This window comes from Desulfurobacterium sp., assembly GCF_027028515.1.
Taxonomy (GTDB): Bacteria; Aquificota; Aquificia; order Desulfurobacteriales; family Desulfurobacteriaceae; genus Desulfurobacterium_A.
The window spans coordinates 21,460-35,268 of record NZ_JALVIW010000047.1 but is presented as its reverse complement, the minus strand read 5'-3'; the positions used below and the strand labels follow the sequence as shown (position 1 = coordinate 35,268).

The window sequence follows — 13,809 nt, the reverse complement described above, 5'->3', positions numbered from 1 at the left end:
ACTTTTATCAATGGAATAGATTCTGTTAATACTTTTTTTAAACCACGTTAGTGCAAATTCAGTATTTTTGAAATTTTTAAATTTATTTTTATCAGAAGGATTTGCAAAGGGAAACAATTCCAAAAAATCTTCATCTTGCATATCTTTAACTTTTCTTCCATCCAGAATATTATATTTTGTTGCTTCTTTAAGAAAAGATAATATGTTCTTTGATACTACTTTTCGAGTAATTTTTTCTCTGAAAATCTCATAACTCATTTTATCCTCCAATATTTATAATCCCTGCAATTGAAACAAAACCACCTTTTAATTGACCATCTTTTTCGTAAATCCATGGAATGATTTTTGTGCCTTCAGTTTCACCTGTGGTAGTTCCAAACAGTTTATGTCTGAATTCATCCCACTGTTTTTTGTCGTGAACTTGATTGTTGGATCTTAAACAATTTCTCATTTCCGCTTTCTTTTTTAATAATTTTTTAATTAAAGTAATATAGTTCTCGTTTAAGTTATTGATTTTTAAAACTTTAAGTTTTTTGGGAATGGATGATCTTTTATTCTTAAAATCTCTTTCATTGTTACAGTAAAAGCTATCTTGTCCTAAAAAGTATTTTAGGAATTCAAATGGTTTTGATTTTAAATTTAACGATGCATTTATATCAATAAAATTAAAATTATTAAATTTTGCTGTCTTATTGTTAAATAAAATTTCTTCTTTTCTCCATTCGTCATCTTTTATGCCTTGAATTTCCTCAATTTTAAGTCTTCCATATCCGATGTTCCATTTTCCACCCCAGAAACCGTATTTGTCCATATAATTTAAAAGAGGATAAAAATTGGCTTCTAAAATTTTTTCTTCTACTTTAAATATGACCTGGAATCTTCCAAAGAAATAAGGATTTGGATAGAAAAAAAAGGAGTATTCCTTTTTTGCGTTTTTCAAATTTTCTTTAAAAGAATTTCCATTATAAGTGTTAATTTTATTTTTCCATTCTTGTTCACTTTTGTATTCTTCGATATCATAATTATCTTTTCTAATGCTTATTGCATAAGGTAGATTTAACTTATTGCCAAAACAGTAATCTTCCACAGGTTCAACTTTTTTAATTTCTATTAAACTTCTCCAGTTTGTAGTTCCGAAAATCACAGAAGGGATGGGAATGTTTTGATTATCTATAGGATGTTTAATAATTCCATTTATATCATTTCCATTTTTCTGTATAAATTCCTTTAGACTTTTTCTATCAACTTCTTTTTCAAATCTTCCTGAAGTTATATTAGAATCTTTATCTTCTTCATCTTTACAAATGCCTGAAAAATAGCAAACGATTTCAAACCAAAACCGCAGACTTCCTATGAGTGAAGATGGTCTAATCTCTTTACATTCTCCCCACGCATCCCCCGTCCATAAAGGGGTTATTGTCTTAAATGTTGCTGTTATCTCCTTTTTGCCGCTTTTCATTTTTCCTCCGGGATTGCAACCATACCGAAGCCCTGAGAGTTGCGGGCGCCGAGGCCGGCACGCAGGGCTATTTTTATCACTTCCGGCGGTGCCTCTATTTGGAATTTTCCGTCCCAGGCTTCTATCACGAAGTTATTTTTGTAGTAGGTTATTATTTTCTTGTATTTAACGTCTTCCACAGGTTTTATCGATATTTCATCGTTTTCGTTACCTGTGATTACGGCTACTTTTTTTCTGAGGTTTTCTTCAAGTAGCTTGTAAAATTTTTCCTGATAAGGATTGTAGTACATTGTTTTCCGATTTAGCGATTCGTGAACGGTTATGGGTGATATGGTTTTTACAACGGTTTTAGGTGAAGAGACAGGCTGTTCTATTGCTTCTACACTTTTCAGATTTATTAAGTTTTTATGCAGACGTAGATTTTCTTTCTGTATGAGTTCCAATGCTATGCTTTGTAGGATGTGGGTATCTATAGCAGAGACGTATATATGAAAAGAAGGACCGAAAACTATTTTCTTTTCCCTTTTGAATATTCTCTTTCTGCCGTATATTTTTGAGAAAGTTATGAGTTTAAAAATCTGATTTCCGTATCTATAACCTTGATTATGGATGAAGTCTGCGAATGGTTTTGCAAGATTGTTGTAAATGAAACCCTGGAGGATATAATTGTAATGAATTGGAAGCTCTATCTCTTTTTCTGCCTCAAAAGTTAGTTTTAATTTCACCGTACCCCCTGTGTTTAGCGCTACTTATCAAAAATGATTTTATCTGAAACTTTTTAAAAAATCAATAGATTGGGCAGAATAAAATTTTTTAATTGTTGAGAGGCTTAAAAATGTTAGCTATAAGTCGTTTATATTGTTGGTTTTGCTTCTTTTCTTCTGAATATCCGTATTTTCCGCTGCTTACCGTAGTAAAGAATTTCTGCTGTAAAACAGCCGATGAGAATTAAGATAGAGGTTACAAAGGTTTTTGGGCTGTTTTTAAGCTGAAATATAAGTATCTCTATCGCCACGAATGTAATGACAATTAGGTTAAAAAATACAATGCCTTTTCTTCCTTCTGCTTTTTTGGTTTCAATCAGCTTGATGTGAGAAAAGAGAACAAAAATGTAGAGAATTGTTGTTACAAGGCTGATTATTGAAGCTACAGATGTTATGTTGAACAGGAGTGCAAACAGGAGGGCGAGGGTGCATGTTAGATATAGGCCGAAGTGTTCACTCATCCATTCTCTTTTGAGCTGTTTTCGGGGGTGGGGGATGTATCCTTCTTTCATAAGTGCGTACGCTGCGTTTGCACCGCTGTAGAGGGTTGCGTTTAAGGCAGAAGATATGCTTATGAGTGCTCCGATACTTAAAAGTACAAATCCGAATTTACCCAGTGCCGGCTCTGCTGCAACTGCAAGTGCATTTTCCTGATATTTAACCAGTTTCCATACAGGGACAGCACCGAGGGCTGATAGCGATACTAAAACGTAGATAACGATGACCGTTATGATGCTTATGTATATTGCTTTTGGGACTGTCCTTTGGGGATTTTGAATGTTTTCGCTTGCGTTTGTTATAAGTCCAAATCCCATGTAAGAGAGAAAAAAGATAACGGATGCATTTAAGATTCCCCTTATTCCTTCCGGCGAGAAATCCGGTTTAACGTAGGATGGGTTAAAAGATGCAAGTCCTGCAACAATGAACAGCAGAAGTATAAGCAGTTTCGTAAGCACTATCCAGAATTCGAGCTTTCCCACTGCGCTGCTTCCACCGAAGTAGTTAAGCGCACCAAATACCGCTATTATTATTACTACGACGAAGGTGTTAAGGGCATAATTGTTCAGGTGAATGAGAGGGAGAAAATAGCCTGCAAAGCTTATGGCAAAAAGGGATATGGAAACAACGTAGCTTGTCCACATTAAAATGCTTAGCGTTCCGGTAATAGGATTATTTCCGAAAGCCTTTTCGACAAAGGCAACAGGTCCTGCGTTTGAGACGATTTTTGTTCCAAGTTTTGCGTAAGAATAACCCACCATCAGGGCATAAAGGCCGCTTAAGAGGAAGGCGAAGGGAAGGTCAGTTCCTGCCGTTTCCACGCCCACGCCGAAAATGGAAAAGATACTTGCTCCTATCATAGTTCCTACAGCCAGCGATACTGCCTGCAGGAGTGTTAGTTTTTTTTCTTCCACTTTTACCCTCCTACCCTGGTTATTTTAGCACTGTTCTTAACAGACTCTTTAAACAAATGGTGGTACTTTTTTCACAAGTAAAACACTTTAGATGGGAGGTTTAGATGAGGGGTATGAAAACAGTTACAAGGAGAAGGTTCATTCAGTTTATTATTGCCTTCTTGCCGTTTTTTTTTACCGCATTTGTTGGTGCTTATCTGCTTAAAAATCGGAAAGGTGACTGAATATGGATTCCCCGGCCTTTGTCAGAACATCTAAATTGTATCCTCCCTCAAGAGTCAGGATGATGGGGATTTTTAAACTTTTTGCGATGGAAAAGACTGATTCCACTATTCTTTCCATTCCTGAATAGGAAACGTTAAGTCCTGTTAAAGGGTCATCCCTGTGGAAATCAAAACCTGCCGATACGAGAAGAATGTCAGGTGAGAAGTTCTGAACAATTTTTGGAAGCTTTCTTTCGTAAATAGGGATGAAAACTTCATCGCCGGTTCCTGAAGGAAGGGGTATGTTGAGTATGTGGTTACTGTTTTCTTCTTCACTTCCTGTTCCCGGGTAGAAAGGGTATTGGTGGGTTGAGAAGTAAAAGATGTTCTCATCGTCTCTTATTAGATGCTCTGTTCCGTTTCCGTGATGAGCATCAAAATCGACTATAAACACCTTTTTAAATCCCGATTTGAGGGCCTTTTTTGCGGCTATTACTATATTGTTGAAAATGCAGAATCCCATCGCTCTGTCTTTTTCTGCGTGGTGGCCGGGAGGCCTTACAGCGCAGAAGACGGCACGGTATTTGTCGTTTGCAACGAGATTTACTGCTTCTTCGCAGGCACCTGCTGCCATTATTGCAGCGTCAAAACTATAATTATTCACGTAGGTATCCGGGTCAAGGTATTCAAATCCGGTTAACGATGCACTTTTTACGGCACTTATGTACCTTTTATCGTGGATGGATTCTATGAGTTCTTTGCTGATTCTTACAGGTTTTTCAACAGGGATGTTAAATTTTGGCAGGGAAGACATTATGCTTATCAATCTATTTCTGTTTTCCGGATGTCCTTCGAGGTTGTGCTTTAGAAAGATTTCGTCATAAATTACACATCCGCCCATGTCTCTTCTCCGTTAGATGGTTCTATAATTTTAATTTATAACTTTTCGGGAGATAGTTGATGATTTTTAGCGCTTATAGGATTAGAAATCGCTCCGGAAAACTTGAACCTGTAATTTCAGAAACTCTTGAAATTTCAAAGCGCAAAGTTAGAAGGATTCTTGACGAAGGTCTTGTTTCTGTTAATGGTGTAAAAGTTTTAAAGAGACAGTTACTGCTGAGGAAAAATGGTGTTGTGGAGTTTTCTGTTTCTGATTATCTTTTTTCTTATCCTGAATTGGAGATTATTTATGAGGATGACTTTATTCTTGCTGTCAACAAGCCGCCTTTTTTAAATTCAAACCGGAATTTTCCCGATGTTGAATCGATTCTTAAAAAGAGGTTTAAAAAAATCAGGGCTATTCACAGGTTAGATAAACAAACAACGGGCGTTTTGCTGTTTGCTAAAAGTGATCAGATTTTTGAAGAGATGGTTAAGTTATTCAGAGAAAAAAGAATAAAGAAAATTTACAGGGCGCTTGTATCCGGAAGTTTTAGAGAGGAAAAGCGCATCTGTCTTCCTCTTGATGGGAGGGAAGCGTTAAGTCATATAAGAGCAACTAAGCAGTTTGATAGGGCTACGGAAGTTCTAATTTCAATAGAGACCGGCAGGAAGCATCAGATAAGGCGGCACCTTGCCTTTTTGAACCATCCTGTTGTAGGTGAGTTTAGGTACTTCAGGGGGAGTTTCCCGTTTCTCTTGAGATTTGCACCGAGGATAATGCTCCACGCTCAGGAAGTTGCCTTTAAGTCACCTTTTACCGGTAAAAGTGTAAGGATAACTGCACCTGTTTTTGATGATTTTTCTGCATTTATTGGTATATTAGAGAGAGGCAGGGAAGCCCTACCTCTCAAGGAATATGCTTAAGTCAATATCAAGACCGTGATTTCTAAGTTTTTTGAGAGCTTTTGACTCTATCTGTCTTATTCTTTCCCTTGTAACTCTGAAAGCTTTTCCTACCTGTTCAAGGGTGTGTTCCGGATAGCCATCAAGACCAAAGCGAAGTTTTAAAACATCTGCTTCTCTTTCGTTCAGGACTGATAGAAGCTCTGATACTTTTTCCTTCAGGTCATTCTTGATGATTACCTCTTCGGGTATAGGGCTTTTTGCATCTTCTATGAAACTTCCCAGTGTGCTGTCCTCATCATCTCCGATAGGTGTTTCAAGGGATACAGGTTCTTGAGATATTTGCATAATAGCTCTTACCTTGCTTACGGGCATTTTTAATCTTTCTGCTATCTCTTCCGGTTTCGGGTCTCTGCCCATTTCCAGGAACATCTGCCTTGAGACTTTTATGAGCTTGTTTATTGTCTCTATCATGTGAACGGGAATTCTTATCGTTCTTGCCTGGTCGGCTATTGCCCTTGTTATTGCCTGTCTTATCCACCAGGTTGCGTATGTGCTGAACTTGTAGCCCCTTCTGTATTCGAACTTGTCAACGGCTTTCATAAGTCCGATGTTTCCTTCCTGAATAAGATCCAGGAAGTGAAGTCCCCTGTTTATGTATTTCTTGGCTATGCTAACGACAAGCCTCAGGTTTGACCGGACAAGTATCTGTTTTGCTTCCTGTGAATCTTTCTTATAGAAGTAAACTTTTTCTGTTGTTTCATAGAAGACTTTTTTGGGCATGTTAATTTCAGATAGTATCTTTGCGTATCTCTCTTTATATTCGAGATACTTTTTTACAAACTTTTTCACTTCTCTTGTCGTGTACTTTGAGCGGTCTATCTTTTCCTGGATTTCCGGGTCATCAAACATGAGAGGTAACTGCTCTATCGGCGTGCCCAAGAATGAGAGTTTTCCACTGAGCTTCTGTATATTCTTTTCACACTTTTTAAGTTCTCTCATTTTTTGGTAGAGGTTGTCTGCCATGTTCTCGTATATGGAAAATGATATTGGAAGTTTCCTTAAAAGTGTGTTGATCTGAGCCCACACTTTTATGAGTTCCCTCTTTGCTTTCTTGCTCCTCGGTCTTTTTCTGTACGTTTCGTACTTTGCTTCAAACTCCGGCAGGAGTTCTCTGATTTTTCCGGTTATAGCGAAAAACTTTTTTCGTCTTTCTGATTCACCACCCTCAGCAAAGTCATCAGGTGACCGGAGAATGTCTCTTACCTTTAATCTCTCAGCTCTTATTTCTTCTTCTGCTTTAAGAACAAAGTCTAAAACTTCTCTCGTTTTCAGAAGGTACCTGACAAGTGCTTTTCTTCCAAGTTCAACCCTTTTTGCTAAAACTATCTCTTCATGCCTTTTAAGGAGGGGGATGCCGCCCATTTCTCTAAGATAAAGCCTTATGGGGTCATCAGAACGGGGGAGCGTATCAGGTGATATCGTTATCTGGAGCTTTGACAGATCTATAGCTTCGGCACCTTCTTTTGGTATAATGTCTATATCGTACTCGTCAAGTTGCGTCATCAGCTCTTCTAAGAGTTCCGGGGTGAGAGCTTCTTCGTCGATGTGCTCTATAAGTTCGTCAAATGTTACATAGCCCTTCTCTCGCCCCAGGGCTATCAGCTCTTCAAAGCTGTTCTTCTCCAACGCTGCACCTCCTTGATTTAATGGATGCAAGAAATAATTTCCTCAATTCCCCCAACCTCAGGTGTTAGATTGACACACAGTTCTTTCAGCCTTTTCCTGTCAATGAAGCCTTTTGTGTTTTTCAATCTTCTGTCTAACTCTTTCTTGACAATTCTGCACAGAGAAGCCTTTATTTCCTCTTCGGTAAATTCGGTAAGTGCTATTTCTGCGATTGTTCCACCAAGTTCAGGGTATTCCTGTTCTATCTCTATCGATGAAGGTATGTTTCCTTTCATCTTGAAAAGAACAAAGAGTTTTCTGCAATCGTCTGATACGAAGACGTTTGGTGATATGTCGAGGTTTACGGGTATTTTTCCCTCTATCATGCCTTTGATGAAGGCTTTTTCATACTCAGGTATTATGGGTTTTTCGATTTTTTCTGCATCTTTTCTGTTTCTATACTGCGGCACCTGCTTTTTAAGCCACTTTATATCTGCACCTGTAACGGCAGATAGTTCTGAGAGGAATTTTTTAAATTTGAAGGGATTTTTGTCTTTCATAGGTGAGAATACGTCGATGACCTTTCTTATCTCTTCTGCCTGCATTTCAAGTGGTGCCTTTTCAACTTTTTCTATGAGGTACCGGATGAGCGGAATTGGTTCTGACAGAAGCTTTTTAAGTTTTTCAGGTGATTTCTTTGCGAGGGAATCAGGATCTTCACCTTTCGGTGGACGGACGATAAAAGGTTCAACTTCTAACTCTGTGAAAATTTTTGAAGAACGCAGTGTGGCTTTTTCGCCAGCTTCATCGCCGTCAAAGAATAGAATTATCCGATTTGCGTATCTTTTCAACGTTTTAGCATGGTTTTCTGTTAAGGAAGTTCCCATGGGAGCTACCGCTTTTTCTATTCCTGCTTGGAACAGGGATATGACGTCAAAGTAACCTTCTACTACAACAGCTTCCTTTTCTTTTAAAATCCGCTCTTTTGCCTGGAAAAATCCGTAAAGGATGCTGTTTTTGTGGAATATCTCGCTTTCTGGACTGTTGATGTACTTTGGTTTCTGAGTTGCTTTGAGTGCTCTTCCGCCAAACGCTACAATTTTGCCACTGTGGTTGAATATGGGAATGATGAGTCTCTCTTTAAAGAATGGGTAACCTTTTTCAGTTATAAGATTTAGCTTTTTGAGTATTTCTCTATTTATTTTGAGGTGGTTGTGGTAATCGGCGGGTGCGTATCCTATTAGAAATCTCTCAGCGCTTGTTTTATCTATTGAGCGGGTTTTCAAATATTCCTTTATTCTGTCTATTTTTGAGTGGAAAAATTTTGCTGCTTTGTTGGCGCTTTCAAATACTGCATCGGCTTCAGAATCTTCCTCTGAAAATTCTGATGGAAATTCAATGCCTGAGAGTTCACAGAGCCTCTTTACCGCTTCGTAAAACGATAGATTCTCGTACTTCTCTATGAAGGTGATTGCGTTACCACCAACGCCGCAGCCGAAGCATTTAAATATTTGCTTTTCTGGGCTTACGACAAATGAGGGAGTTTTTTCTGGATGGAAGGGGCAGAGGGCTGAAAAGTTGCGACCTACCTGTCTGAGAGAGACATACCTTGACACTATGTCAACGATGTCAACTCTTGATAGCAAGTCTTCTACAAAAGAGTGGGGGATTTTTTTTCTCCCCAATTATATCACCTCTTTTAAAAGTAGTAAAGAGAACGCACCATTAAAATTATTCTTATCTGTGGATAAGTCAAGAGAAATGGAGGGGGAACTTTCCCCCCTCAACGGTTATTTGTTCATGAAAAGGAAGTAATCGGTTGCTGTTTTTGGAACGTCTTCAGCTCTAACAGGGCCGACTTTTATAACTTTTGCACCTGGAGGTGGAGGGGTTCTTAGAGCCTGTCTCCTTGCGTCTATCACTTCTTCGGCTGTTATATTTCTCGGTATAGTGAACACCTGTTTAGGGAAAATAAGGTGAGGATTTTTTATTTTGTTCCTGTTTGCCCTGTATATTAGAGGCCATTGCCAGGGGTCGTTATAAATGTAGCTTTTTGAAGCAATTCCCCATAGAGTATCACCTCTTACGACGCGGTAGCTTTTAGGAAGTGCCATGAACTTTCTTCGGAGCATTTCTACTTTGTTGCCGGCTTTTGCGAGTTTTGCTTTAAGCTCTGCAATCTTTGCTTCAAGCTGCTTTCTGTATTCTATTTCCTGTTTCAGAGCTTCAACGTCTGAGGAAAGAGCGTTATACCTCTGTTCAAGTTCAGCTTCTTGAGCTTTAAGCATGGCAAGCTCTTTTTCTTCTTTTTCAAGTTCAGCCTTTAAACTGTTGTATTCTGCAAGAGCTTTTTTGTACTGGGCCATTAATTCTTCATACGAAGTAGCCTCAGTTGGTTTTTGAATTGCTGCATTTTCTGTTGTATTTCCTGTTGCATTTTCAGTTGAATTTGTTGCTGTGCATGTCTCATAATTTGAGATGTTTGATGAACATGTTCCAGCTGCAAATGCTGGAGAAATCGCAGAAGAGATAAGCATTGCTGTGACTATTGCGGTTAACTTTCTCATTGCTCACCCCCTAACTGAGCCTGAAGAGCCTGAAGTTCCTGTTCAAGGCTCTCTCTTGAAGGCATGGTTGAAAGTTCTTTTTGAAGAGATGCCTTTTCAGCTTCAAGAGCTGCAATCTGATTTTCAAGGTAAGCTATTCTCTCTTGTGTAGCAGCCTTCTCTTCTTTAATTTTAGTGAGTTTGTCTTTCATCGTGTCAATTTCGTCTAACAATTTCTGATACTTTTCTTTGAGCTCTATCTGTTCCTTCTGCTGCTCGGGTGTAACTTTAACTTCTTTCTTGGCAGTTCCGCAGGAGGCTGTTATAGCCAGTGGAACCAGTATAAGTCCCAACAGTAATTTCTTTCTCATCATACCCTCCGTTAGTTAGATACATACAATCTCCTGACTTTTATCATATCTCTGTTTAATTAATCTGTCAAGTAAATTTTCAGGATTTTAAAAATAAACGTTTTAATTTGCCTTTAGATTAATATATGCAGGGAAGCTTAAAAAGTGTTAAGTGGTGGATAGATGCTTTTTCAGGTTATAAGTTAGCCCCAGAGCTTTTTGTTAATACGTTTAAACATTTTTTGCACTTTTTCTCTGTAAATATTTAGCTGCTTTTGGGTTAAAGTGTGGGTATAGGGGCACATATTTGATTCTCTAAAGCTGAAAAGTTTTTCTTTATTTTTTGGACTTGGTTTATAAGGGTTAATGCCAAGGGGTGCAAAAAACCCTTTTTCTATCATTCTATATCCTGTTACTACCCACGTAATGGATGACATGATTTCTTTTCTTATTCTCTTTCCTTCAAAATATTTCAGCCAGTTTTTCTCTTCACTTTTTTTGTTGAATTTGGGAATGCTTATAAATGCAAAGTTTATCTGTTTATGTTTCCAGTTTTTCACAGCTTTAACGACATCCTTTTCTCTTGCAAGGGAGAGTCCATATAAAATTATCTGAAATGATTTTTTCTTTCCCGGATCATACTCGTCTGTACTTACGTTTCCTCTTTTAAAATCTATGACTTCTATGTGTTTATCTTTTTTTTCGACCCAGTCTATTCTCCCAGATAGAGTTATGTCATCTATTTTTACCTCTACATCTATTTCCTGCTTGTAAACATTACTTTTTGGTCGCCAGTCGGCTATAAATTTTAAAATGTTATATTTGATAAAAGGCTTGTGGAGAAAGATCCGCTCTTCATCCACACTTTGAGTGAATTCTTTGAAGACTTTTTCAAACAGTTCTTCCGGATTTCCACCTTCTGAAAAATACCGCCTTATGAATTCATGGTATATCTGTCCTTCAAGGGCTTCTACGGTTGTGGTCTTTTTGTAACCAACGATCTTTGTGAAAAAAAGCTCTGTTGGACAATCAAAGTAAGATATAACGTCAGTTACAGAAAGGTTTTTGGGCAGGTATTTGCCTATGAAGTTGGAGTCAAAAATGAAATTCATTTCTTTAGCGCCTTCTATTTTTTCTTTCCATCTGACAATTCCCCATTCTATAGGTGTGTGAGCGTTGGTTTTGTCTTTGTATATAGAGAGGAGCCTTTTTGCTTTTGCGGAAACAAATTTTCTACTTTCTTTTTTCAGATTTGTGTAGGTTTTTAGTATGGAAAGGAACGTGGAGCTGCCTTTATCTATATGGTATGTAAATATCATCTCTTGAGGATCTGTGGCAAGGACATTGTAGAATGTTTGGAACTCATACATTATCAGTTTTTCTCGCCCCGGTAGAGCTTCTAAAATCGGATTGTTGAGGTTTAAAACCCGGTTTATTTCTTCCCTTTCCTGGTAGCTGAAGTCTGGATCGAACGGGAATGAGCGGGGATAGGTACCCGATGAGAAATCGAAGAACAGTATGTGGGTTGGGAGTGCTGATGGTACATTTTCCGGTGTACCTGCAAACACGCCGAAGGGTTCTTCTTCTGATATAAGAAAGGTTCTATTTTTCATTATAATTTTTAAAAGTTCAAGAAATTCCTTACCGTTGATTTTGTTATTCTCTATGATATTGGATTCGGTTAGGGCGGCGATTTCTCGGTTTAGTGTTTCAAGTTCTTTTACGAGTTCTTCTTCTATGTTTTCTTTTTCAGCTGATTCTTTGAGTGCCTTACACCAATCCTTTATGGTTTTTTCTTCGTCGTTTTTTACGCTGGATAAAAATTTTTTGACGGCTGGATGTAAACTAACAGGAATACCTTTGTACTGGGAAAAGAAGGGAATTTTTTCTTCTCTGAATGCCTCGTAAAACAGCAGTTCTTTTCCTTCGAGATTCCTTCCTGCAATGGCTATTTTTTCTGGAGGAACGCCTTCGTATAAGAGTTTCTTAACAAAAGAGACAACAATTTTAATGCCTTCGCTCTCCGTGGTATAAGCAATTTCCGTTAACTTTACTTTGTCAATTTTCCTCTCTGGTTTAAAAGAGAAGTTTTTCGCAATATCTGCCGGTTCAACCTCAATAATTTTCCAGTTTTGAACTAATTTTAGGTTTTCTTTACTTAACTTACTGAAAAATGAGCCGTTGTCTTTAAAAGTTATTACAGTGATAGGTGTGTTTATTGAGTTCAGAAAATCCACTTCAAGAGGAAGTATTTGTGGAAGGAAAAAGAGTATAATTTCGCTATATTCCGGTTTTTTCCCTTTTGCTGATTCAAACAGTGAAAAAATGTCGTACTTCTTGTATTTTCCTATAAGTGAGTTGTAATTATCGAGGATTTTAGCGGTTAGCTTCAACTTTTTAGAAAGATTTCCGTTGACTTTTTCTGCGCATTTCCGCAGGGTTTCTGTTTCAATGTTATGTTCTTTTAGTTCTCTTATCCTGTTATCAACTATTTCTACATAAGAAGGGCTTCTCCAGTGGGGAATTCCCGTTTTTCTTATGGCATCTCTGACTATGAAGAGTCGTTCCTGTTCTGTCATTATTCCGGGATTCAGGAAGTCTTTTTGAATCAGTTGCAGAGCAAGTTCCTGCAGTGTGCCTGCAACTTTTCCTATTATAGGTTTTTTACGGATTTTACATATTTCAAGGAGAAGTCTTGAAGAAAGTTCTCTTACGGCTATGTACGGTTTGCCGCTTTCTATTTTGTCCGCTATAAATTCGGGGATATCCTTAAATGTCATTATTTAATTCCAAGATAATGTTTTGCGACCGTGTTTTCGGGGTCAAGAATAAGAACGTCGCTGAATGTAGCGTACGCTTCCTTTTTCTTTCCCTGGGCAAATAGATCAAGCCCTAACTCTGTAAGGAATGCAACGTTTGATGGGTAGAGTGCGAGCATTTTTCTTGCTATCTGCTCTGCGAGTTTGGCTTTTCCTTCGTTTCTAAGAGCTACGGCAAGTCTTAAGTTTCCATAAAAGTTGTAGTAATCCGTCTTTATCACTTTATACATTAATGATTCCACGTCTGCCCATCTTTTTTCTGCCATAAGTGGAAGGGAAAGACCGAGTTTTGCTTCAACCGAAGAAGGAATGGCTTCCATCGCCTTTCTGTAGTGAACCTCTGAATTTTTGTACTTCCCCATCAGGTAGTAAAGCCATCCAAGTCTCAGATTGACCGTGTATCCTTTAGGGTAAGTTTCGCAAACGGGCATGAGGGCTTTTATGGCGTCCTTATAGTCCCCGGCTTTCTCGTATGTGAAAGATTTGTAATAGGCAATTTTTATCTCATTGTAGTTCATGGCGTATGAAGTTGTAAATATGCCAAGTAAAGCAACTGTCGTGATCACTCTTTTTATCAGTTTCATTCCGTGCCTCCGTAGCGGTATGGTTATTTAAATTATAAATTTATTCTCCGAAGTTTAAAAAGGTCTTTTTGTTTTCCGGAGGTTTTATGAGGATATGGTGTTTCCTTCTTTCTGTCTTTCTCATCTCATCGTACGGTGCAAGGGGTGAAAAGGCACCGGAGCATAAAATCCTGATACCTGCATATTTTACCCGGATTTGACTGATTTTAATTTGGAAAA

Annotated in this window: 12 protein-coding genes; 1 reads left to right on the top strand and 11 read right to left on the bottom strand. The window is 38.1% G+C overall.

Going from position 1 to position 13,809, the window contains the following annotated elements; all coding sequences use genetic code 11:
• The 5 genes from MV676_RS04270 to MV676_RS04250 all read right to left on the bottom strand — a co-directional run.
• On the bottom strand, positions 1-258 hold a 258-nt coding region (locus tag MV676_RS04270; protein WP_297445534.1), incomplete at its 3' end, for a hypothetical protein.
• Position 259: 1 nt separating this feature from the next.
• The gene (cmr1, locus tag MV676_RS04265) at positions 260-1,459 is read right to left on the bottom strand and encodes a type III-B CRISPR module RAMP protein Cmr1 (protein WP_297445533.1); all 1,200 of its coding nucleotides are present in this window, start codon (positions 1,457-1,459) and stop codon (positions 260-262) included.
• On the bottom strand, positions 1,456-2,184 hold the full coding sequence (cas6, locus tag MV676_RS04260) for a CRISPR-associated endoribonuclease Cas6 (protein WP_297445532.1): 729 nt from the start codon (positions 2,182-2,184) through the stop codon (positions 1,456-1,458). Before cas6 ends, cmr1 begins: the two co-directional genes overlap by 4 nt.
• A gap of 128 nt (positions 2,185-2,312) precedes the next feature.
• Positions 2,313-3,635 (bottom strand): APC family permease, encoded by a 1,323-nt coding sequence (locus MV676_RS04255; RefSeq protein ID WP_297445529.1) that lies wholly within the window; start codon positions 3,633-3,635, stop codon positions 2,313-2,315.
• A gap of 201 nt (positions 3,636-3,836) precedes the next feature.
• Positions 3,837-4,739, bottom strand: a complete 903-nt coding sequence (locus MV676_RS04250) for a histone deacetylase (RefSeq protein WP_297445527.1) — start codon at positions 4,737-4,739, stop codon at positions 3,837-3,839.
• A gap of 59 nt (positions 4,740-4,798) precedes the next feature.
• Here MV676_RS04250 and MV676_RS04245 point away from each other — a divergent pair, with 59 nt between their 5' ends.
• Complete coding sequence (locus MV676_RS04245) at positions 4,799-5,644, top strand: RluA family pseudouridine synthase (RefSeq protein ID WP_297445526.1); 846 nt, start codon at positions 4,799-4,801, stop codon at positions 5,642-5,644.
• Here the strand turns inward: MV676_RS04245 and rpoD are convergent.
• The 6 genes from rpoD to MV676_RS04215 all read right to left on the bottom strand — a co-directional run bounded on the left by rpoD (position 5,621) and on the right by MV676_RS04215 (position 13,590).
• Entirely contained in the window at positions 5,621-7,312 is a 1,692-nt protein-coding gene (gene rpoD, locus MV676_RS04240; RefSeq protein ID WP_022846684.1) for an RNA polymerase sigma factor RpoD, read from the bottom strand. The two genes, MV676_RS04245 and rpoD, sit on opposite strands and share 24 nt — an antisense overlap.
• Positions 7,313-7,329: 17 nt before the next feature.
• Positions 7,330-8,976, bottom strand: a complete 1,647-nt coding sequence (gene dnaG, locus MV676_RS04235) for a DNA primase (RefSeq protein ID WP_297445524.1) — start codon at positions 8,974-8,976, stop codon at positions 7,330-7,332.
• Between the two features lie 105 nt (positions 8,977-9,081).
• A complete protein-coding gene (locus tag MV676_RS04230; protein WP_297445522.1) occupies positions 9,082-9,858 on the bottom strand; it encodes a LysM peptidoglycan-binding domain-containing protein in 777 nt (258 codons plus the stop codon).
• Positions 9,855-10,208: a hypothetical protein gene (locus tag MV676_RS04225; protein WP_297445520.1), complete on the bottom strand. Its 354-nt coding sequence runs from the start codon at positions 10,206-10,208 to the stop codon at positions 9,855-9,857. The genes MV676_RS04230 and MV676_RS04225 overlap by 4 nt, the downstream gene beginning before the upstream one ends.
• A gap of 182 nt (positions 10,209-10,390) precedes the next feature.
• Positions 10,391-12,967, bottom strand: coding sequence for a PD-(D/E)XK nuclease family protein (locus MV676_RS04220; RefSeq protein WP_297445519.1), 2,577 nt, complete (start codon positions 12,965-12,967; stop codon positions 10,391-10,393).
• Complete coding sequence (locus MV676_RS04215; RefSeq protein ID WP_297445517.1) at positions 12,967-13,590, bottom strand: hypothetical protein; 624 nt, start codon at positions 13,588-13,590, stop codon at positions 12,967-12,969. The genes MV676_RS04220 and MV676_RS04215 overlap by 1 nt, the downstream gene beginning before the upstream one ends.
• Positions 13,591-13,809: the final 219 nt, after the last annotated feature.

Excerpts from the sequence above, each read along its gene's own strand:
- MV676_RS04215 (WP_297445517.1), bottom strand. The coding sequence starts at position 13,590 with ATGAAACTGATAAAAAGAGTGATCACGACAGTTGCTTTACTTGGCATA.
- MV676_RS04230 (WP_297445522.1), bottom strand. The coding sequence starts at position 9,858 with ATGAGAAAGTTAACCGCAATAGTCACAGCAATGCTTATCTCTTCTGCG.
- MV676_RS04245 (WP_297445526.1), top strand. The coding sequence starts at position 4,799 with ATGATTTTTAGCGCTTATAGGATTAGAAATCGCTCCGGAAAACTTGAA.
- MV676_RS04220 (WP_297445519.1), bottom strand. The coding sequence starts at position 12,967 with ATGACATTTAAGGATATCCCCGAATTTATAGCGGACAAAATAGAAAGC.
- MV676_RS04225 (WP_297445520.1), bottom strand. The coding sequence starts at position 10,208 with ATGAGAAAGAAATTACTGTTGGGACTTATACTGGTTCCACTGGCTATA.
- cmr1 (WP_297445533.1), bottom strand. The coding sequence starts at position 1,459 with ATGAAAAGCGGCAAAAAGGAGATAACAGCAACATTTAAGACAATAACC.
- MV676_RS04250 (WP_297445527.1), bottom strand. The coding sequence starts at position 4,739 with ATGGGCGGATGTGTAATTTATGACGAAATCTTTCTAAAGCACAACCTC.